Below are 21,177 nucleotides of genomic sequence, written 5' to 3'. Positions count from 1 at the left end.
GCCGAACAAAGCCCGCTGGGGAACCCCGTTCGTTCCCCAGCGGGGCGCCGATCGACGTCAAGATACTCAGCCCCGGCCCAGATAGGCCGCCTTCAGCGCTGCGGTGTCGAAGCCTGCAGCAGGCCCGGACTGAACCACTCGGCCGCTTTCCAGCACATAGGCATGCTGGGCGTACCTGAGCGCCACCGCGGTGTTCTGTTCGGCGATGAGAAAGCCCACCCCCTCCCGACGATTCAGGTCGGCGACGATCTCGAAGATCTCCCGCACGATCAGCGGCGCCAACCCCATGGACGGCTCATCGAGCAGGACCAGCCGCGGCTGAGTCATCAGCGCGCGGCCCAGGGCGATCATCTGCTGCTCACCGCCCGAGGTCAGGCCGGCGAGGGTGGCGCGCTTGGTCTTCAGTCGCGGGAACCAGGCATACACCCGCTCCAGGGCCATGGCCAGGACGCGCCGATCCGGGCGACGCAGGAAGGCACCGCTGCAGAGATTTTCCTCGACGCTCAACTGGGCGAACACATGACGTCCCTCGAGGACCTGGACGATACCCTGCTGGACCAGCAGGTTCGCGGCGCTCTGGGAGATATCATGGCCGCCATAGCGCACCCGGCCGCGACTGAGCTGGGCGCGCTCGGCACGGATCAGTCCGGAGATGGCCTTGAGCGTGGTGCTCTTGCCGGCGCCATTGGCCCCCAGGAGGGCGACGATGCCACCCGCGGGCACCGTCAGCGACACGTCCGCTACCGCCAGGATGCTGCCGTCGTAGACCACTTCGATGGCGTCCACCACCAGCGCCGCGGCGGCGTCCCGAGCCAGCGGCGCGCTCATAGCGCCGCCTCGGCGCCATCCGGGCCGCAGTCGCGCGGCACGACGCCCTGCTCCTTGGCGTAGGCCGCGGCCTTGGCGTCGATCAACGGCCGCAGCAGCGGCCGGTCGGCCTGGATCCAGTCGGTCAGCAAATTCCAGCGCTGGCCGTCCCATTGCTGCACCTTGGCGGCCCCACCCCCCTCGTGGTCACGGCAGGACAAGGCCAGCGGCTGCAGCAGGCCGAGGAAGCCAATGGCCTTGAGGCGTGCATCGTCGAGCCGCAGGTGTTCCAGGCCCCAGCGGCCCTCCTCGCCGGTGAGTGGCCGGTGCCCGAAGTGCCCCTGGGCGGTACGGATCGCCTCCACGGCGATGGCGGCATTCACCAGGCCGGAGTTGTAGTAGACACTACCGAAGCTGCGCGGGTCCTTGAGGTCGCTCTTGCCCGCCTCGAGGATGTACTTCTTCAAGCGCTGGTGGATATCGAAGTTGGCGCCGCCTGGATAGGGGGTCAAGGCCAGGTAGCCCTTGCCGACGGCGCCAGTGGGCAGCACGTCCTCGTCGGAACTGGCCCAGATGTCGCCGACGATATGGTCCACCGGGAAGCCAAAGCGCGCGGCGGTCTTGATCGCCACCGGAGTGGATACGCCCCAGGTGCGCAGGAAGATCCAATCGGGTTGTACCTGGCGCACCTGGCGCCATTGCGCGGCCTGTTCGTTGCCCGGGTCGGCGACCGGGATCTGGATGTTCTCGAATCCGTACCGCTCCGCCAGCAACGCCAGCGGCGCCTGGGTCTCCCGGCCATAGGCCGAGTCATGGTAGACGGTGGCGATCTTCTTGCCGCGCAGTTTGTCCAGACCGCCTTCGCGCTCGGCCACGTAGTTGATGAAGGCCGACGCCTCGCTGTAGAACGTCAGCATCACCGGGAAGTTGTAGGGGAAGACCCGGCCGTCGGTAGCCTCGGTGCGGCCATAGCCCAGGGTGATGAGCGGAATGCGGTCGGCTTCGGCCTTGCTCGCCAAGGCGTAGGCGGCCGGAGCGCCATTGGGCTGGTAGAGCGCCACCGGGGCGCCATCCAGGCCCTGCTTGAACCGCTCGTAGCACTCGATGCCCTTTTCCGCCGTCCATTCGGTCTCGCATTCGCGCCAGACCAGCTTGACGCCGTTGATGCCGCCCTCCACGTCGTTGATATAACGCAGGTAGTCGATCATGCCGGCCCAGACCGGGATGCCGCTGGAGGCATAGGCCCCGACCCGGTAGGTGGCCAGCGGGAAGAACTGCTCGGTAGCGGCAGCCTGGGTCGGCAGGCTCTGGGCGAGACCCAGGACGGCCAGCACGGCGGCCAGGGTGCGTTGTACGGGTCGGGTCATACGGGATGCCTCCTTGATTGAAGGTGATGAGCCTGTCCCGTGGCCGGGTCGAGGGGTGTGCCCCACGCCGTCGCCTTGGTGCACGGAGTGAAGCGGTCTGTCCTGGGTTGGGTGGCGGCTGCCAGCCGCTGAAGCCGACGACCGACCGGACGACGCCCGCCGGGTCGGCCGGGAGCCGTCGGGCAAATCGCCCGAGCTAGAAACGCAACGGCCACACCTTGAGGCGGCCGCGGAGCCGTTCGAACAGGCGAACCAGGCCCTCGGGCTCCTTGATGAGAAAAGCGATGATGGCCACGCCGAAGATGATCTTCTGCAGGTTCTGCAATTGCCCGGCATCGATACGACCGCCGAACAGCCATTGGCCCAGGTGATCCAGCAACAGCGGCAGCAAGCTGATGAAGGCGGCGCCGATGAAGTTGCCGGCGATACTGCCGAGTCCCCCGATGATGATGATGAAGAGGATCTGGAAGGAGCGATTGATGTCGAAACTGGCCGCGCTGGCGGTGCCCAGATAGGCGAAGGCCCAGAGCGCGCCGGCGATGCCCAGATAGAAGGCGCTGACGGCGAACGCCAGGCGCTTGTCCCGGGCGACCTGGATGCCGATCACCGCCGCGGCGGTATCCATGTCGCGGATGGCCATCCAGTTGCGGCCGATCCGACTGCGTACCAGGTTGACCGCGACCCAGGTCAGCAGCACGACGCAGCTGAGCACCAGCAGGTAGCGCCCCACCGGACCACTCAGGTCCCAGCCGAGGAACGCCTGGCGCGGCGCGCTGATGGTGCCGGACGAGGCGTAGTTGTAGAACCAGGGGAACTTGGCGAACAGCCATTCGAGGAAGAACTGCGCCGCAAGGGTGGTCACCATCAGGTAGAAGCCCTTGATGCGTCCGCTGGGAATACCGAACACCAGTCCGGTCGCGGCCGCTATCAAACCGCCTCCGAGCAGCGCCAGCGGCAGCGGAAGCTCCGGTAGCCGCAGCAACACGCCATAGCTGGCGAAGGCGCCCACGGCCATGAAGCCGGCGGCACCCACCGAGGTCTGACCGGCGTAGCCAGTGAGCAGATTGAGGCCGAGCGCTGCCAGCGACAGGACCAGGAAGGGAATCAGGATGGCGTTGAGCCAATAGTCGCTGCCGAGCAGCGGTACCACGACGAAGGCCACCGCCAACAGGGTCCAGAGCGCCGGCGCGCGACGCGGGGCGCGCAGGCGCACGGGCCCGGCGGCCAGCGGAAAGGTAGCGGGAAAAAGGCGGTCCATGCGACTACACCCGTTCGATGGCGCGCTCGCCGAACAGGCCGGCGGGGCGCAGGTATAGGAAGACGACGGCCAGGACGTAGGCGAACCAGGGGGTGATGCCACCGCCGACCAGCGGACCGAGGTAGGCCTCGGCGAGATTTTCCGCGGCCCCCACGATCAGCCCACCGACGATGGCACCGCCAATCGAAGTGAAGCCGCCGATGATCAATACCGGCAGGGCCTTGAGCACCACCAGCGACAGGGAGAACTGCACCCCCTGGCGAGCGCCCCAGAGCAGCCCCGCCACCAGCCCCACCAGCCCGGCCACTGCCCAGACGATGCGCCAGATGCGATTGAGGTCGATGCCGATGGAAAGCGCGGCGCGGGTGTCGTCAGCCACCGCCCGCAGGGCGATGCCCAGCCGCGTGCGGTTGAACAGCAGGCCGAGCACGACCACCAGCAGGCCCGCGACGCCGGCCGCGATGAGGTCGAACTCGCTGACCATGATCTCGCCGAGGAACAGCGGGACGTCGTCGATGCCCAGGTCGAGGACCCTTACTTGGGCCCCCATCAACCCCTGGGCCAGTCCCTCGAGGATGAAAGACAGGCCCAGGGTCGCCATGAACAGGGTGATCTGCGAGCGATTGGCCAGAGGCCGCAGCACCAGGCGCTCGATGAGCACGGCAGCCAAGACCATGACCGCGGCCGCGCCCAGTAACGCCATGGCGAACGACCAGCCGTGCTCGTGGAGACTGGCGAACGTCAGGGCGGCGAATAGCAGCATGGCGCCCTGGGCGAAGTTGAAGACGCCGCTGGCCTTGTAGATCAGGACGAAGCCCAACGCCACCAGCGAATAGAGCGTGCCTGCCAGCAGGCCACCGATCAGGGTTTCCAGGAAGAAATTCACGCGGCGGTCTCCTCGGCGCTACCCAGGTAGGCGGCGATCACGTCCGGATTGGCGCGAACCTCGGCGGGCGTGCCATCGCCGACCTTGCGACCGTAGTCGAGCACCACCACGTGGCTGGCGAGGTCCATGACCACGCCGATATCGTGCTCGATGAGCACCACGGTGCTGCCCAATTCGCGGTTGGCCTCGGCGATGAAGCGGCTCATGGCCTGCTTTTCCTCGCTGTTCATGCCTGCCATGGGTTCGTCGAGCAAAAGCAGGCGCGGTCCCGCGATCAGTGCCCTGCCCAGCTCGACCCGCTTCTGCAGGCCATAGGCGAGAGTGCCGACCGCGGTCTCCCGCCAGGGCTGCAATTCGAGCAGCTCCAGAATTTCCTCGGCGCGCGCCTGGAAGCGGCTGGCCTCGCGCCGGGCGCGCGGCAGGCCCAGTGCCTGCTCCAGCAGCGTTGCCCGGCCATGGCGCGACAGGCCGGTGAGGAGGTTATCGCTCACGCTCATACGCTTGAACAGGGCATTGTTCTGGAAGGTGCGGCCGATCCCCTGGCGCGCGGCGGCCAATGGATGCACCTGCCGCCAGCGCTGGCCGGCGAACACCACTTCGCCGACATCCGGCCGATAGACGCCGTTGAGGATATTGAGCAGCGAACTCTTGCCCGCGCCGTTGGGCCCGATCAGGGCGCAGATCTCCCCTTGAGCGACCCTGAAGCTCAGGCGGTCGAGGGCCTTGACCCCCTTGAACGACAGCGAGATGTCACGTACCTCCAGCAGAGGTCCAGGCGGCTGCGTCCGACTCATGCTGCCCGCTCCAGTTCCGCCAGCCACACACTGTCGCCCGCGGCGGCCAGCTGTTCCACCGCCACCAGGCGCTGAAACCCCAGCAAGCGGCGGATCCGGCGGCGCAACACGCCGCGTACGCCAATCGCCGGGCCCTGGCGTGACCAATCGGCCAGGCCGCGTGCCAGGCTACCGGGCAACGGCAGACGTGCCTCGATTTCCGCCGCCAGCGCCGCCAGTCGCGTGCTGGACAGCAAGAGGCGGGTCGGGGCCACCTCGTGACGGTCGCGTACCGCGGCCGCGGGGGTTTCCGGCAGCGCCAACGCCAGCCCCTCCACCAGCCAGAAACGCAGCAGCCGCTGTAGCCCTTCGGGCCATTCACTGCCCTCTTCGTACCACAGCAGTCCGGCCCCCGCCGCGGGATGATCCGCCAGGGTCACCACCACCGGCTGTGGCGGATGCAGGGTCTGCAGGGCGATCCGGTTGCCGGCGCCGTGCACTGGCAGGGGCGCGCACAGCAGCCCCTCACCGTTCCGACCGACGGACGACTGCCAGGCTCGTGCCTGGGCCCGGTCATTGGTCCAGAACACCGAGGCCTGGGGCAGCGTAGCCGCGCCCTGGCCGTCGGCGAGCGGAACCAGCAGCACCCGCGCCTCCAGCGTCTGGGCAGCCAGCAGCGTGAACAACAGCCGTGGCTCGCACGCCCCGCTCACCGCCAGTCGCGTACCCTTGCCCACGCCAACGTCCGCCAGGCGCTGACTCAGCGCCTTGACCTCCGCCGCCACGTCGTCCCAGCGCCAGGCCCGCCACTGGCCCCGCTGCTTATGGCGTAGCGCCAGCGCCGTGCCGTCATCCTGCAGGCGGCGGCGCAGCAAGCCCAGCACATCCAGGGGCTTTACCCAGGCGGGTGCGACGAAGGCGTCGGAGGTGTCGAAGGCGGTCACGAAGAGTACCTGGTCAGTGGTTGGGACGCAGTACCCTTAACAACAACCATGCCATCTTTTATTTCTTATAGATCAAACACTTATACCAGCCAACCACAGGAAGCACCTACCTCCAGGGCGACAATTGCTGAAGCGCTGTTGGCGGACGGACAGTGGGTACCGGTCGCAAGCCGTCAGCACCGCGCTTGGCAGAGGCCTTTAGGTCGCGCTAATGATGGGAGCCCGGTCCGGGCTCCCATCATTAGCGCCTCGAGGTCGCCACCGAGCAGACGCGCCCCGGGCAGGCGCACCCGGCTAGAACACAACCGCCTGGGTCACCATTCTCTTCAGAACTGGAAGCGATGCAGCATCCGCTGCAATTCGCCCGAGGTCCCGTTCAGTTCGTCGATGGCGCTGCCTACCTGGGACGAGGCCTCCGAGTTGCGGACCGACAGGTCGCGGATGTTCACCAGGTTGCGGTCGATCTCCCGGGCCACCTGGGCCTGTTCCTCGGCGGCGCTGGCGATCACCAGGTTGCGCTCGTGGATGGCGAGGATCGCCTGGTTGATCTCTTCCAGCGCCTGGCCGCTGGCCTCGGCACTGGTCAGGCTCTCGCTCACCTGACGGGTACCGCTCTGCATGGCGTCCACCGCCTGCCGCGTGCCGCTCTGGATGCGCGAGACCATCTGCTCGATCTCGGCGGTGGAACTCTGGGTGCGTCCCGCCAGGGCCCGTACCTCGTCGGCCACCACGGCGAAGCCGCGGCCGGCATCGCCCGCGCGCGCCGCTTCGATGGCGGCGTTGAGCGCCAGCAGGTTGGTCTGCTCGGCGATGGCGCGGATCACGTCCAGCACCGTACCGATCTTCTGCGACTCTTCGGCCAACTGCACCACGTCGCTCGACGCCTGGTCCATCTCCTGCCCCAGCACCCGAATGGTGGTCAGGGTGTGCTGCACCTGCTGGCTGCCCCGTTGGACCAACAGTTGCGATTGGTCAGACGCCTGCGAGGTGGAGACGGCGTTACCGGCCACCTCTTCCACGGCGGCGGTCATCTCGTTGACCGCGGTGGCAGCCTGTTGGATCTCGTCGTGTTGCTGGGAGACCTCACCCAGATTGCGCTGGGTGATGCGACTCACCTCGCCACAGGCGCCACCGAGCTGATCGGCGGTATCGTTGATCAGGCCCAGCGCCTGGCGCAGGCTCGCCTGCATCCCGGCCAGGGCTTCGAGCAACTGCGAGGGTTCGTCGCGACCGCGCACCTGCAAGGTCTGGCGGAGATCGCCAGCGGCCATGGCCCGCGCCGCTGCGATGGCGGAGCGCAGCGGCTGGACGATACTGCGGGTCAGGCTCCAGGCCAGCAGGATGGTCAGCAGCAAGGCTACGCCGAGCACTCCCAGCGAGCCGAACCAGATGGCCTGGTAACGCTGGGTCGCCTCCGCCGTGTAGGCGTTGCTTTCTTCGACGTTGACCTTGAGCAAGGCGTTGAACAGATCGCCGGTCTTGTTGGAAGCGTCCTGGATACCCCCGTTGAGCAGTGTCCGCATGGACTCCACATCGCCCTGGTCGGACAGCTTCCGATACTGGCCGAGCAAGGTCCGGTAGTTGGCGATGGTGGCGTCCAACTGCTCGAAGCTGGCGCGGCCCTGATCGGTCACCACCTGGCGGTAATCCTGCATGGCCTTGTCCAGCAGCCCGATCAGTACCTCGAGCCGGGCCACGGTGGGGGTGAGCACCGCCGGCTCGCGGTTGAGCATCATGCGCAGGGTGATGACCCGTATACCCAGCTGGTTGTCCCTGATCTGCGCCAGGGCACGGCTGCCCGCCAGCGAGACCGACTCGGTATGGACCAGCGCGCCGCGTAGCGACTGGGCGTTGTAGAGACCGAACAGCCCCAGGAGTAGCACCAGCGCGGCGATAACCGCGAAGCTCAGCCCGGCCCGCGTTCCTATGGTGTAGTTGTTCAGATTCATGAGGCCCTCTGCGGCGGACGAAAGGTTATCTATGGCGTGTCGGCCCATGTGGGCCGGACTTGAGCTCGTAATGGCTCAAGCTCGCTCATTTCGGGCGGTTATCGGCCAGAATGCAGCTCCTCCGGCCGAAGCGGCCGCGCCATCCTCAACCCACCCCTAAATAAGCCGCCTGCACCGCCTCCCGCGACAGGCTCTCGCCCGGCACGCCCGCCTGCACCACTTGCCCGCTCTCCAGGACATAGGCCTGGTGCGCATAGTCCAGGGCGATGGCACTGTTCTGCTCGGCCATGAGCACGCTCAGGCCCTCGTCGCGATTCAAGCGGGCGACGCTGTCGAAAATTTCCTCCACGATCAGCGGCGCCAGGCCCATGGAGGGCTCGTCCAGCAGGAGCAGGCGCGGCCGCGCCATGAGCGCGCGACCCAGGGCGATCATCTGCTGCTCGCCGCCGGAGGTGAGGCCAGCCAGTTGCTTGCGCTTGGCCGCCAGCCGTGGAAACCAGGCGTAGATCCGCTCCAGCTCGGCGCGCTGCGCGCCCCGCCCCAGGCGCCGGACGAAGCCGCCACTGAGCAGGTTTTCCTCCACGCTGAGCCGGCCGAAGCAATGGCGACCCTCCAGCACCTGGACCAGCCCGGCGCGCACCCGGGCATCGGGTGATTGGCCAGCCAGGTCCAGTCCGTCGTAGCGGATGGCGCCGCGGACCAGCTCGCCGCGCCCGGCGCCGAGCAAGCCGGAGATAGCCTTGAGCGTGGTGCTCTTGCCAGCGCCATTGGCGCCCAGCAGGGCCACCAACTGCCCCTGCCGGACCTCGAGGCTGACCCCGCTGACGGCCAGGATCGCGCCGTCGTAGCGGACTTCGATGGCGTCGACCGCCAGCAAGGGGGTGGCCGTCATGGGTCAATCCTCCTTGCTGCAGTCACGCGGCGTGATGCCCTTCTCCTTGGCGTACTGCTGCGCCGAGGCCTCGATGATCGGCCGCAGGAAGGCGCGGTCGGCCTGCACCCAACCGCTCACCAGCTTCCACTTTTCGCCATCCCACTGCTGCATGCGGATGGCGCCGCCGCCTTCGTGGTCGGCGCAGGAGAGCTTGAGCGGCTGCACCAGACCCTTGGCGCCCAGTGCCTGCAGGCGGGCGTCGTCCAGATTCAGGTGCTCGAAGCCCCAGCGCACCTGCTCGCCGGTGAGAGGTTTGTCACCGTACTTGGCCTGGGCCACCCGCAGCGCCTCGACGTTGAGGATGCCGTTGACCACCCCGAGGTTGTAGTAGACGGTACCGAATCGCTTGGGATCGGCCAGGTCGCTCTGCCCCTTGGCCACCACGTCGCGCTCGATGCCCTGCAGCACCGGGAAGTCGGTGCCCGAGGGGTGGGTGGTGATGGCCAGGAAACCCTTGGCCGCCGCGCCGGCCGGGCGGACGTCTTCCTCGGAGTTGCTCCAGATGTTGCCGATGATGTGGTCGACCGGGTAGCCGACCTTTTGCGCGGTCTTGATCGCCACCGGGTTCATCACGCCCCAGCCGCGCAGGATCACCCAGTCGGGCTTGATGCGGCGGATGTTGAGCCACTGGGATTGCTGTTCGTTACCCGGGTGCGGTACCTCCAGCAGGGTCAGCTGGAAGCCGTAGCGATCCGCCAGTTTCTGCAGGACCTCGTTGGTCTCCTTGCCGTAGGGCGAGCCGTGGTAGAGGGTGACGATCTTCTTGCCCTTGAGGCTGTCGACCCCACCGCCCTGCTGGGCGATCCAGTTGAGGATGGCCGAGACCTCCGAATAGGGATTGAGCTGCAGCGGGAAGACATAGGGGAAGACGCTGCCGTCAGTGGAATCGGTACGGCCGTGGTTGATGGTGATCAGCGGCAGGTGGTCAGCGGTGGAGCGCTCCAGGGTGGCATAGGCGATGCCCACCGACAGCGGATTGGTCGCCGCCGCGGGCGCACCGTCATGGCCGTTCTTCAGGCGCTCGTAGCATTCCACGCCCTTCTCGACGATGTATTCGGTTTCGCACTCGCTCCATACCAGCTTGACGCCATTCACGCCGCCGTTGGCGTTGACGTATTTCATGTAGTCGATGAAGCCACCGAAGAAGCCGGTGCCGCCGGCCGCATAGGGGCCGACCCGATAGCTCTGCAGCGGGAAGTATTGCTCGCCCGCGGCCTGGGCCGGGCCGAAGCTGGTGAGGCCCAGGGCCAGGACGAGGCTGCCGAGCAGATGACGTTTGAACATGGGGACTTTCCTTGTAGGGCTAAAGCCAGCGGGCTTTCCCGCCGGCAGGGAGTGAAGTCAGCGCCGGCGCAGGCGTTGCCAGGAGCGTGTGGCGAGTCGGGACAGACCTTCGGGTTCCTTGATCAGTACCAGGATGATCAGGGCGCCGAAGACCATCTTTTGCAGGTTCTCCAACTGACCCGCGGCGATGAGATCGCCCGGCAACCAGCTGGCCAGGTTGGAGAGCAGCAGCGGGAACAACACGATGAAGGCCGCGCCATAGAGGCTGCCGGCCAGGCTGCCCAGGCCGCCGAGGATGACGATGAAGAGGATCTGGAAGGAGCGACTCAGATCGAAGCCGTTGGGCTCCACGGTGCCCAGGTAGGTGAAGGCCCAGAGCGCGCCGGCGATGCCCAGGTAGAAACCGCTGAAGGCGAAGGCCAAGAGCTTGGCCCGCACCACCGACAGGCCCATCACCGCCGCGGCCGTCTCGCGGTCGCGCACCGCCATCCAGGTGCGGCCCAGTTCGCCGTGCACCAGGCGCGCGGCGAAGGCGAACGACACCAGCACCACCACCAGGGTGGCCAGATAGCGACCCAGCGGCCCACCGAAATCCTGGCCCAAGAGCACCAGTGGCGGCGCGCTGATCACCCCCGAGGCGTTGCCATGGGAGAACCAATCGAAGCGGGTCAACGCCCACAGAATGAAGAATTGCGCCGCCAGGCTGGAGACGATCAGGTAGAAGCCACGAATCCTCAGGCTGGGCAGGCCGAACAGCAAGGAGACCAGGGCCGCCAGCAGGCCACCGGCGAACAGGCACAGCGGCAGAGGGAGTCCCAGGCGCACCTGCAGGTTGTAGGTGGTGAAGGCGCCCACCGCCATGAAGGCAGCCGAGCCCAGCGACAACTGCCCGGCATAGCCGGTGAGCAGATTCAGCCCCAATCCGGCCAGGGCCAGCACCAGGAAGGGAATCAGCAGGGCGTTGAACAGATAGTCGTTGCCGACCCAGGGCAGCACACCGAAGGCCAAGCCCAGAATAGCGGCCAATACCAGGCGCGCCGGCCGAATCGCGGGCGCACGGGGAGAGAGCGGACGCGCGGCGAGCGCATCGACGGTGGTGGTCATGGTGAATCCTCTAGACGCGCTCGACCGTGGGTTCGCCGAACAGGCCGACCGGTCGAATCAGCAGGAAGACCAGGGCGAAGGCATAGGGAAACCAGTTCTCGATGCCGCCGCCGATAAAGGGGCCGAGATAGACCTCGGCGAGCTTTTCACTGGCGCCGATCAGCAGGCCGCCGACGATGGCGCCGGTGATCGAGGAGAAGCCGCCGATGATCAGCACCGGCAGCGCCTTGAGCACGATCAGCGACAGCGAGAACTGCACGCCCAGCCGCGCGCCCCAGAGCAGCCCGGCCACCAGGCCGACGCAGCCCGCCACCGCCCAAACCAGCGCCCAGATCCGCGGCAGGCGGATACCCACCGCCTGGGCCGCCAGGGGATCGTCGGCCACGGCGCGCAGCGAGATGCCCAGCCGGGTGCGTTCGAACAGCAGCGACAGGCCCAGCACCAGCAGCGCCGCCACCGCCGCGGCGAACAGATCGAAGGACGACAGCAGCAGGTCGCCCACTTCCAGCGGACTATCCTCGATGCCCAGGTCCAGGCCATGTACCTGGGCGCCCCACAGCGCCTGGGCCGCGCCCTCGATGAAATAGGCCAGCCCCAGGGTGGCCATGAACAGCACCAGCGGCGAGCGATTCACCAACGGCCGCAGCACCGTTCGCTCTACCGCCACGGCCAGCAGGATCATGACGCCCAGCGTGACCAGCAGTGCCAGCCAACCGGGCAGGCCGCGCTCCACCAGGCTGACGTAGGTCAGGGCGGCGAACAGCAGCATGGCGCCCTGGGCGAAGTTGAACACGCCCGATGCCCGGTAGATGAGCACGAAGCCCAGCGCCACCAGGGCGTACATCACCCCGGCGAGCAGGCCGCCGAGCAAGACTTCCAAGAAAAACGCCATGGTCTTCTCCCTGTGGCGTAGGTATTCCCTAGTGACGAGTGCCCAGGTAGGCGGCTATCACCGCCGGGTCATTGCGCACCGTGGTGGGAGTGCCATCGGCGATCAGGCGACCGTAGTCCAGCACCACCACGTGATCCGCCAGCTGCATCACCACCTGGATGTCGTGCTCGATGAGCACCACGGTGACGCCCTGCTCGCGATTGATGGCCTGGATGTAGCCGCTCAGTTCCTGCTTCTCGCCAGCATTCATACCGGCCATGGGCTCGTCGAGCAGCAGCAGCCGCGGCTCGGCAGCCAGTGCCCGGGCCAGCTCCACCCGCTTCTGCAGGCCATAGGGCAAGCTGCCCACGGGGGTTTCGCGCCAGGGGCCGAGCTGCAGGAAGTCCAGCGCCCATTCGGCCACCGCTCGCTGCGCCCGCTCCTCTGCCGGCGCCCGGCCGAGGGCGAACACCTGTTCCGGCCAGGAGGCCCGCCGATGGCGGCCGCGCCCGGTGAGCACGTTGTCCAGCACGCTCATGCCCTTGAACAGCGCCAGATTCTGGAAGGTCCGGGCGACGCCGGCATGGGCCGCGGCCTGGGGCCGCCGCAACGCCTTGGCGCTACCGGCCAGCAGTACCCTGCCCTGCTGCGGCCGGTAGAGTCCGTTGATCACGTTGAGCAGCGAACTCTTGCCGGCGCCATTGGGCCCGATGAGGGCGCAGATCTCGCCCTCACGCACCTGGAAGCCGACCCCGGTGAAGGCCGTCACCCCACCGAAGGCCAGCGCCAGGTCACTGACCTCCAGCAATACCGGCGCCGCCGAGGTCGCCATGGCCAGGCTCGCCCCCATCTGTCAGGCCGCCGCCTGGGCTGCGGCCCGGGCTTCCAGCTCGCGCACCAGCGGCAGTACCCGCTTGCCGAAGTACTCCACCTCCTCCTGGAAGTGCAGGAAGCCGGCCAGCACCAGGTCCACGCCCTCCGCCTTGAGCGCCACGATGCGCTCGGCGATCTGCTCGGGGGTGCCGATCAGGTTGGGTTTGAAGCCATCGTTGTACTGCACCAGGTCCTCGAAACTGGAATTGGCCCAGTTGCCCTTGCCTTCCGGACTAGCGGCGCCGGCCTGGCGCGCGGCATCGCCGAAGGCCTTGACCGCCTCGGGGTTGGCCTGGGCGACGATGTCCTGCAGCACCTCGCGCGCCTCGGCCTCGGTATCGCGGGCGATGATGAAGGCGTTGACCCCGATCTTGACCTCGCGCCCCTCGGCCGCCGCCTTGGCGCGCAGGTCTTGCACCTGGGTGCGGATGTCCTCGCGGGTGCCGCCGTTGGTGAAGTACCAGTCCGAGACCCGCGCCGCCATGTCCCGCGCCGCCCGCGAACTGCCGCCCTGGAAGATCTCTGGGTGCGGCTGCTGCAGCGGCTTGGGCTTCAAGGTGTAGTCGCGGAAGCGATAGAAGTCGCCAGCGAAGGTGAAGTTGTCCTGGGTCCAGATGCCCTTGAGGGCGCGGATGAATTCCTCGGAACGGCGATAGCGCTCGTCGTGCTCCAGCCAGGGCTCGCCGATGCCATGGAATTCGCCCTTGAACCAGCCGGACACCAGGTTGATGGCGATGCGGCCATTGGTGAGCTGGTCGATGGTCGCCAGCTGCTTGGCGGCCAGCGCCGGATTCCAGGGGCCGGGCAGGATGGCGGCGATCACCTTGAGTCGCTCGGTGGCCGCCAGCAGCGCATGGCTGAAGGCCACGGATTCGTGCTGGTACTCGGCGCCGTAGCCGGCGGTGAAGCGGATCTGCGTCAGGGCGTATTCGAAACCGGCCTGCTCGGCGAGCTGGGCCAGCTTACGGTTGTAGTCAATCCCCCAGTGGGTGCGCTGCTCGATGTTGCTGACGACCAGGCCGCCGCTGACGTTGGGGACCCAATAGGCGAATTTGACGGGTGCTTGGGACAAGGTTGCTTCCTCCAGATGACGCCGCCTCTGGGGGCGGTCGAGATGATGTCAACGGAACATCATCAAGAACCAGGCCAACTCTATTAATCCTTATTTATCAATGACTTGGTGAAAAATATCGACAGCCAAGAGCTGTTCGGACCCAGGCAGCTGTTCCCCTGCTGTCTGCCCAGCAACAGTGCTCCCAAGCGCTGGCCCGGGTCTTTCACGCACAAGCTAGCGGCAAACGAAAACGACGACGCCCGGAGGGCCAGGGGCCGCTCCGGGCGTCGCAGGGAGAGAGCTGGGGAATCGGCGCTAGCGCGCCCGCAGATGCCGCACGTAGCGGTCGCCGATGAATTGGATACCGCACACCAGCACCACCAGGATGGCGATCACCACGGCCATCACCTGGGTGTCGTAGCGCTGGTAACCGTAGCGGATCGCCAGGTCGCCCAGGCCACCGGCGCCTATGGCACCGGCCATGGCCGAGGCGCCGATCATCGCTACCAGGGTCACGGTGAAGCCACCGATGATCCCCGGCAGGGCCTCGGGCAGGAGCACATTGAAGACGATGTGGCGCCGCTCGCAACCCAGCGCCTGGGCCGCTTCTATCACCCCGCCGCCGACTTCGCGCAGGCTGACCTCGGCGATACGGGCGAAGAACGGCGTCGCGCTGAGGGTGATGGGTACCACCGCCGCCCAGACGCCGATGGTGGTGCCGGTAATCAGCCGCGTCAGCGGGATCAAAGCCACCAGCAGGATGATGAAGGGCGTGGCGCGAAAGGCATTGATCACCGTGCCCAGCACCCGGTTGAGCGTGGGCGCGGCGAAGATGGCACCGCGCCCGGTGGTGACCAGCACCACCGCCAGGGCGATGCCGGCGAACCAGACGATGGCCGCGGAGATGCTGACCATGGTCAGGGTATCGAGAAAGGCCTTCCACAGCGCCTTGATCATGAACTCAGACATAGCCCACCACCTGTGCCCGGGCGAACAGCCCGGTCTGGGTCAGAAAGGCGGCCAGGCGCCGCTCGGGCGCCGTCGTCGCCACCAGCAACCGCCCCAGGGCATGGCCCTGGATACGGTCGATACCGCCGTGCAGGAGTTCCACCGGTGCGCCGAGCGCCTGGCCCAGGGCCTGGAAGTCGGGCTCCACGCCCTGGCCGTCGTAGGCCAGCTCCAGTATCGCCCGAGCGCCGGGCTGGCGGGTGGTGCTGAGCTGCCTGGCGAGGTCCGCCGGCAACTGGGCCGCCAGGGGCGCCAGCAGCGCCTGGGTGGCTTCGGCCTGGGGCGCGCCGAAGAGCTGCCAAACTGGCCCCTGCTCGACGATGCGGCCGTGCTCCAGCACCACCACCCGGTCGCAGATCTGGCGGATCACCGCCATCTCGTGGGTGATGAGGACGATGGTCAGGCCCAGGCGGCGATTGATGTCTTGCAAGAGCGCCAGGATCGATTGGGTGGTCTCAGGATCGAGCGCCGAGGTGGCCTCGTCGCACAGCAGTATCTCGGGTTTGAGCATCAGCGCGCGGGCGATGCCCACCCGCTGTTTCTGGCCACCGGAGAGCCGCGAGGGGTAGACCTGCTCCTTGCCCTGCAGACCCACCAGCTCCAGCAATTCCCGGGCGCGCGTCTCGATCTCGTCACGGCGGAAGCCGGCCGCCTTGAGTGGCAGGGCGAGGTTCTCCAGCACGGTTTGCGAGGCCAGCAGGTTGAAGTGCTGGAAGATCATGCCGATGCGGCGGCGCAGCGCCACCAATTGGCTGCCGGCCAGAGTGCCGATGTCGACGCCATCCACCAGCACCTGGCCGGCGCTGACGTCTTCCAGACGATTGAGGGTGCGGATCAGGCTGGACTTGCCGGCCCCGCTGCGGCCGATGATGCCGAAGATCTCGCCGCGGGCGATGGACAGGTCGATGTCCGCCAGGGCGGTCACCGGCACCGCGCCGCCGGTATAGACCTTCTGCACCCCGCTCAGGCGCAAGTGCTCCCGGGCTGCGATGGCCTGAGGTTCGGCCGGCGCTTGCGGCTCCAACGCTTTCAGCAAGGCGTTGCTCATCGTGCGGCCTCCTGCCGGTTCAGCCAGGCCAGGCTGTAGAGCTTCGGATTGCCATAGGCCTTGGCGATGGCCTCACGCACCCGCGGATCGCTCTGGAACACCTGGATGAAGGTGCGAATGGCCGGATCGTTAGCTTTTTCCGGGCGGGTCACGAAACGCAAGGCATAGAGATGGCCGTTGGCTTCGTCGTCACTGAACAGCAAGGCGCTACCAGGATCGGCGGTACCCGCGGAGAGAATGTACGAGGGATAGCTCTGCGCCAGGGTCACGTCATCCAGCACCCGGGCCAATTGCGGACCGGGCAACTCGATGAATTTCAGATGTTTGGGATTGGCGACGATGTCCTGCAGGCTGGCCTTGGGTCCGGCGTCGGCCTTGAGCTGGATCAAGCCGGCACGGGCATAGAGCTGCAGTCCGCGGCCCTGGTTGACCGGATCATCGGCCACCGCCACGGTGGCGCCGTCCGGCACCTCGGCGAAGCTCTTCACCCGCTTGGAATAGAGCCCTACTTTGTTCTCCACGCCATAGGCGATGGGCACCAGGCCGTAGCCGTTCTGAGCGTTGGCGTTCTCCAGGAACGGTTGGTGCTGGAAGTAGTTGACGTCGATATCGCCGTGGGCGAGTGCCAGGTTCGGCGTGTTCCAGTCGCTGAAGGAGACGATTTCCACGTCCACGCCCTTTTCCCTTGCCAGTTTAGCGGCCAGTTCCAGGGCGGCACTCTGCGGGCTTTCAGTGACACCGAGACGGATTTTCTGAAGATCGGCCGCCTGGGCGGACAGCGCCAGGATGCTGCTCGCCAGGAACAGCCCAAGGCGTTGAAGAAAGGAAGGAATAGTCATGGGAGACCTCGAGATGTCGAGGGCTCGTCCGGCGGTCCGGTGGAACCCGTAGGGAAAGAATCAACTACCCTGCTGATCGGGCGCGTCGACGAAGAAATAGTCCTGCCAGGAGCTGGGCTGGTTGCGGATGGCACCGATGCGGTACATGAACTGGGCGAGCTTCAGGGTGTTCTGCGGCGCCGTGTCGAAGTTGACCTCGGGGCTTTCGATGATCTGCTGGACCAGCGCCGGATCGAGCTTGGAGTTCTCCACCTTGATGTAGGTACGGGCAGCGGCGGCCTTGTCCTTGGCGATAATCTGCCCGGCCTCGATCAGCGCCTCGCGGAAGGCCTTGTAGGTCTTGGGGTTGTCCTGGCGGAATTTCTCGGTGACGAACACCAGGGTCGGCGAGTTGGCACCGCCCATGACGTCGTAGGAGCTCAGCACCCTGTGCACCTTGCCGCTGGCCAGTTCCTGTTCCTGGAACGGCGGATTGGCGAAGTGGCTATCGATCTCGGTCCCCCCGGAGATCACCGCAGCGGCCGCGTCCGGGTGCGGCACGGCGACGGTCAGGGGCTCCAGACGATTCCAGTTCTGCTCGCCGAACGCCTGGGCGGCGGCGTATTGCAGGAAGCGCGACTGCACCGAGACGGTGACCGCCGGCACGGCGATGCGGTCCTTGGCGGTGAAGTCGGCCAGGGTCTTCACCGCCGGATTGTTGGTCACCAGGTAATAGGGAAAGGCACCGAGGCCGGCCACCGCCTTGACGTTCTGCCGCCCGCGGGTGCGATCCCATAGCGTCAGCAGCGGGCCGAGTCCGGCGGAGCCGACGTCCACCGCGCCGGAGAGCACCGCCTCGTTCACCGCCGCGCCACCGGAGAGCTTGGTCCAGCTGACCTTGATGTCGACGCCCTCCTCCTTGCCGTGCTTCTCGATCAGCCCCTGGTCACGCGCCACGTGCAACAGCAGGTAGACAACGCCAAACTGCTCGGAAATACGCAGGGTGCCTTCGGCCTGCGCGGCCTGGGGCGCGGCGACCAGCCCGGTGAGCAGGCTGGCGGCGAAGCCCAGCATCAGGGGGCGACGAGTGAAGGGAAGACGTAGGGGCATCGTGGAGCGCTCATCCATGGAGTTGGCTTATAGCCTACTTAGGGTTTTTGGATTTTTTGAAATAAGTAAGGGTTATATGGATAGGTCGGGTGTCGGTGTGGTTTTTCCCTCACCCCAGCCCTCTTCCAAAGGGAGAGGGGGCGCACCGTCGTACGTAGGTTGGCGCTGAGCAACGCGAAGCCCAACACCACCCCGCTCCGGGCCCTCAACCATCACCGCAGGTTGGCGCTGAGCGCAGCGAAGCCCAACACAGCGCGCTATCCGCCTGGCAACCCCCTAATCCCGTGCCGCCTGCCGTGGCTCGTCCGGCTTGGCGACCCGAAAGCCCTGGGCGAAGGTCGCCTGGGCGTCCAGCCGCTGGGGGATCAGGCCGCTGCGGTGGTAGAAGTCCGCCGCCGCCTGCTGGTCGGCCACCACCTGGGCATCGATGGGCTCCCAATGCAGCTTGCGCCGCTCGAACTGCAGCCGCGCCACCGCCTCGGGAAAGCCGATGATCTGCGCCAGGGTCTTGGCATAGCTGTCCAGGTGGGTGTAGCCCCAGCGCTGGGCGGCGGCGAGGCGGTCGAGGTAATCCTGCAAGGCCGCGCGCTTGGCCGGATCGGCCAGGGCGTTGTCGGTGGCGGCGAGGAAGCTGTTGCCGGCCCAGAGCCCGCGGCCATTGACCAGCACCCGGGCGCCGTCCACCTGCTCGGCCTGGGCGGTATAGGGCTCCCAGGTCGCCCAGGCGTCCACCGAACCATTGGCCAGGGCCATCTTGGCGTCCACCGGGCCAAGGAAGCGGAAACTCACGTCCTGGGCGGTCAGGCCCACCGAATCCAGCGCCTTGAGGGCGATGTAATGACCGATTGAGCCGCGCCCGGTGGCGATGCGCTTGCCCTTGAGATCGGCCGCCGAACGCAGCGGCGAGTCCTGGGGCACGATCACCGCCGTGCCATAGGGATCGGATTTGTCCACGGCGATGGCCTTCACCGGCGCGCCAGCGGCCAGGGCGAACAGCAAGGGCCCGTCACCGATAATGCCGGCGTCCACCGCGCCGGCGTTGAGCGCCTCGGCCAGGGGCGCGGCGGCGGGAAACTCCGCCCATTGGATGCGATAGCCCGGCAGGTCACGCAGGCCGTCGGCGGCTTCCAACTGAGCGCGCATATTGCCCTTCTGGTCGGCGATGCGCAGGGTGAGGGTCTCGGCGGCCAGGGCCGCGCTGGCGGCGAGCAGCAGCGGTAGCGCCAGCAAGGTACGGCGGATTGAGGTCATGGCTTGGCTTCCTGGGTGAAGACGCTGGCATCGGCCAGGGCGGCGACGTCGACCGGCTTGGGCAGCACCTGGAGTTCGCTGAAGAGATCGGCCACCTTCTGCACGGCGGCAACGTCTGCAGGCTGCACCGGGCGTAGCCCGTGGGAGGTGCGGGCGGAAATGACCTTGGCCGCGTCCTCCGGCAGGCGGGTCAGCTCGGCATAGATGCGGGCGTAATCCTGCGGATGGGCCACCGCCCAGGCCCGCGCCTGGGCCAGGCGACCGGCGAAATCGGCGATGGCGGCGCGCTTGGCCGGGTCTTCCAGGGATGCCGAGGTGGCGGTCAGAAAGCCCAGGGCGGTGGTCAGCCCCTCACCGTCGCGAAGCAGCCGGGCACCGTGCTGCTCGGCGATGCCGAGATAGGGATCGAAGGTGGCCCAGGCCTCGATCTGCCCGGCATTGAAGGCGGCGCTGGCATCGGTGGGCAGCACGAACTTGACCGTGACGTCTTCGCGCTTGAGCCCCGCTTCTTCCAGGGCGGCATAGAGCAGATGCTGGGAGATGCTGCCCTTGGCCGAGGACACCACCACGGTATGCCCCTTGAGATCCCGCACCGAGCGGATCGGCGAATCCTTTTGCACCAGCAGGCCGTTGGCCTGGGGAAAGCCGACATTGGTGGCGATCAGCTTGAGCGGCACACCCCCGGAGGCGGCCATCAGCACCGGCAGATCGCCGGCATAGGAGGTATCCACCGCGCCGACGCGCTGCGCCTCGAACAGTGGCGCGGCGCCCTGGAAGTTGGCCCAGCGATACCTGTAAGGCGCTCCTTCGAGGCTCCCGGCGGCCTCCATCATGGCGCGTAGGCCGCGGGCCTGGTCGCCCAGCACCAGGGTCACCCCGGAGAGATCCGGCGCCGCCTGGGCCTGCCCCAGCAGCAAGGCCAGACCCAGGGTAGCGAGCAGTCGCTTCATTGCGCGTACTCCCGGCCTTCGTGACGCTCCAGCTGGCGTACTGCCGCCTCCCAATGACGAACATGGGCCCCGCGCGCCAGGTTGCCGGGGATGAGATCGCTGACCTTCTGCGCGACGGCGTCGGGCGCTATCACCAGCTCGGCGCCGCCACTCTGGGCCGCCAACTGCGCGGAGCAGGAGCGCTCCAGGTAATAGAGGTGCCAGAAGGCTTCCTCCAGGCTCTGGCCAGCGGTGAGCAGCCCGTGATTGCAGAGGATCATGGCCTGGTGCGGACCGAGGTCGGCCACCAGCCGGCTCTGCTCGTCCAGATCCAGGGCCACGCCCTCGTAGCCGTGATAGGCCAGGCGGCCGAAGAACCTCATGGCATGCTGGGAAATCATCAGCAATCCATCGCGCTGGGCGGAGACGCCGATGCCAGCAGCGGTGTGGGTGTGCAGCACCGCATGGGTCTCGGGCTGGGCCCGGTGGATGGCGCTGTGGATCACGTAGCCGGCCGGGTTGATGCCAAGCCCCGTGGGGTCGAGGACGATCTCGCCGTCGATATCCACCTTCACCAACGAGGAGGCGGTGATCTCGTCGAAGGTCTGGCCGAAGGGATTGATCAGGAAGTGCGCCTCCGGCCCCGGCACCCGCAGGGAAAAGTGGGTGTAGATATGGTCGGTCCAGCGTTCACGGGCGGCTAGCCGGTAGGCAGCCGCGAGCTTGACCCGCGCCTCCCATTCGGCGGCGGACACCTGGGCGCGAACGCTGGCGGGTGAGTGGACGAAGGCGGTCATGCAAGGGCTCCGAAAGCAGGAAAAGGTGCCAGGGCGACAGGCGTTGCCCTGGTCTGCTTAGAACCTAACTCTGCTTGGACGCCATCCATAAATATCGATTACGCATAACCTA

The 21,177-nt window shown here is 67.0% G+C and carries 20 protein-coding genes and 1 pseudogene; all 21 read right to left on the bottom strand.

Translation table 11 applies throughout. From position 1 onward, the window contains the following. Positions 1-66: 66 nt before the first annotated feature. Positions 67-828, bottom strand: coding sequence for an ABC transporter ATP-binding protein (locus CCZ28_RS02605; protein ID WP_140215655.1), 762 nt, complete (start codon positions 826-828; stop codon positions 67-69). Beyond that, on the bottom strand, positions 825-2,174 hold the full coding sequence (locus CCZ28_RS02600) for an ABC transporter substrate-binding protein (protein ID WP_140215653.1): 1,350 nt from the start codon (positions 2,172-2,174) through the stop codon (positions 825-827). Before CCZ28_RS02600 ends, CCZ28_RS02605 begins: the two co-directional genes overlap by 4 nt. Positions 2,175-2,370: 196 nt before the next feature. After that, positions 2,371-3,432 (bottom strand): branched-chain amino acid ABC transporter permease, encoded by a 1,062-nt coding sequence (locus CCZ28_RS02595; protein WP_140215652.1) that lies wholly within the window; start codon positions 3,430-3,432, stop codon positions 2,371-2,373. Between the two features lie 4 nt (positions 3,433-3,436). Next, complete coding sequence (locus CCZ28_RS02590; protein ID WP_140215650.1) at positions 3,437-4,318, bottom strand: branched-chain amino acid ABC transporter permease; 882 nt, start codon at positions 4,316-4,318, stop codon at positions 3,437-3,439. Continuing rightward, positions 4,315-5,112: an ABC transporter ATP-binding protein gene (locus CCZ28_RS02585; protein WP_140215648.1), complete on the bottom strand. Its 798-nt coding sequence runs from the start codon at positions 5,110-5,112 to the stop codon at positions 4,315-4,317. Before CCZ28_RS02585 ends, CCZ28_RS02590 begins: the two co-directional genes overlap by 4 nt. Then, positions 5,109-6,035 carry a long-chain fatty acid--CoA ligase gene (locus CCZ28_RS02580; RefSeq protein ID WP_140215646.1) on the bottom strand — a complete coding sequence of 309 codons (927 nt, stop codon included), beginning with the start codon at positions 6,033-6,035 and terminating at the stop codon, positions 5,109-5,111. The genes CCZ28_RS02585 and CCZ28_RS02580 overlap by 4 nt, the downstream gene beginning before the upstream one ends. A 326-nt stretch (positions 6,036-6,361) precedes the next feature. After that, positions 6,362-7,225, bottom strand: coding sequence for a methyl-accepting chemotaxis protein (locus CCZ28_RS25005; protein ID WP_437179201.1), 864 nt, complete (start codon positions 7,223-7,225; stop codon positions 6,362-6,364). Then, a pseudogene (locus CCZ28_RS25000) lies at positions 7,217-7,984 on the bottom strand (MCP four helix bundle domain-containing protein); the annotation flags it as partial. The pseudogene CCZ28_RS25000 and the gene CCZ28_RS25005, both read right to left, overlap by 9 nt. Positions 7,985-8,129: 145 nt before the next feature. Further along, positions 8,130-8,876 (bottom strand): ABC transporter ATP-binding protein, encoded by a 747-nt coding sequence (locus CCZ28_RS02570; RefSeq protein WP_140215643.1) that lies wholly within the window; start codon positions 8,874-8,876, stop codon positions 8,130-8,132. Between the two features lie 3 nt (positions 8,877-8,879). Beyond that, positions 8,880-10,202, bottom strand: coding sequence for an ABC transporter substrate-binding protein (locus CCZ28_RS02565; RefSeq protein ID WP_140215642.1), 1,323 nt, complete (start codon positions 10,200-10,202; stop codon positions 8,880-8,882). Between the two features lie 57 nt (positions 10,203-10,259). Continuing rightward, a complete protein-coding gene (locus CCZ28_RS02560; RefSeq protein ID WP_140215640.1) occupies positions 10,260-11,306 on the bottom strand; it encodes a branched-chain amino acid ABC transporter permease in 1,047 nt (348 codons plus the stop codon). A 10-nt stretch (positions 11,307-11,316) separates the two neighbouring features. Further along, positions 11,317-12,198, bottom strand: coding sequence for a branched-chain amino acid ABC transporter permease (locus tag CCZ28_RS02555; RefSeq protein WP_140215638.1), 882 nt, complete (start codon positions 12,196-12,198; stop codon positions 11,317-11,319). A gap of 28 nt (positions 12,199-12,226) precedes the next feature. Beyond that, positions 12,227-13,009: an ABC transporter ATP-binding protein gene (locus tag CCZ28_RS02550; protein WP_240795219.1), complete on the bottom strand. Its 783-nt coding sequence runs from the start codon at positions 13,007-13,009 to the stop codon at positions 12,227-12,229. 21 nt (positions 13,010-13,030) lie between these two features. Then, positions 13,031-14,122 carry a dimethylsulfone monooxygenase SfnG gene (gene sfnG, locus CCZ28_RS02545; RefSeq protein ID WP_140215635.1) on the bottom strand — a complete coding sequence of 364 codons (1,092 nt, stop codon included), beginning with the start codon at positions 14,120-14,122 and terminating at the stop codon, positions 13,031-13,033. A gap of 297 nt (positions 14,123-14,419) precedes the next feature. Next, positions 14,420-15,073 (bottom strand): methionine ABC transporter permease, encoded by a 654-nt coding sequence (locus CCZ28_RS02540; RefSeq protein ID WP_140215633.1) that lies wholly within the window; start codon positions 15,071-15,073, stop codon positions 14,420-14,422. Then, on the bottom strand, positions 15,066-16,160 hold the full coding sequence (locus CCZ28_RS02535; RefSeq protein WP_140215632.1) for a methionine ABC transporter ATP-binding protein: 1,095 nt from the start codon (positions 16,158-16,160) through the stop codon (positions 15,066-15,068). The genes CCZ28_RS02540 and CCZ28_RS02535 overlap by 8 nt, the downstream gene beginning before the upstream one ends. Then, entirely contained in the window at positions 16,157-16,999 is an 843-nt protein-coding gene (locus CCZ28_RS02530; protein ID WP_140215630.1) for a MetQ/NlpA family ABC transporter substrate-binding protein, read from the bottom strand. The genes CCZ28_RS02535 and CCZ28_RS02530 overlap by 4 nt, the downstream gene beginning before the upstream one ends. A gap of 60 nt (positions 17,000-17,059) precedes the next feature. Next, a complete protein-coding gene (locus tag CCZ28_RS02525) occupies positions 17,060-18,088 on the bottom strand; it encodes an ABC transporter substrate-binding protein (protein WP_140215628.1) in 1,029 nt (342 codons plus the stop codon). A 276-nt stretch (positions 18,089-18,364) separates the two neighbouring features. Then, a complete protein-coding gene (locus CCZ28_RS02520; protein WP_437179188.1) occupies positions 18,365-19,339 on the bottom strand; it encodes an ABC transporter substrate-binding protein in 975 nt (324 codons plus the stop codon). Further along, positions 19,336-20,289, bottom strand: coding sequence for an ABC transporter substrate-binding protein (locus tag CCZ28_RS02515; protein WP_140215626.1), 954 nt, complete (start codon positions 20,287-20,289; stop codon positions 19,336-19,338). The genes CCZ28_RS02520 and CCZ28_RS02515 overlap by 4 nt, the downstream gene beginning before the upstream one ends. Beyond that, positions 20,286-21,065, bottom strand: coding sequence for a class II aldolase/adducin family protein (locus tag CCZ28_RS02510; protein ID WP_140215624.1), 780 nt, complete (start codon positions 21,063-21,065; stop codon positions 20,286-20,288). The genes CCZ28_RS02515 and CCZ28_RS02510 overlap by 4 nt, the downstream gene beginning before the upstream one ends. Between the last annotated feature and the right edge of the window lie 112 nt (positions 21,066-21,177).

This window comes from Pseudomonas oryzihabitans (assembly GCF_006384975.1).
Lineage (GTDB): Bacteria > Pseudomonadota > Gammaproteobacteria > Pseudomonadales > Pseudomonadaceae > Chryseomonas > Chryseomonas psychrotolerans_B.
This window is presented reverse-complemented; position numbering and strand designations above follow the sequence as displayed.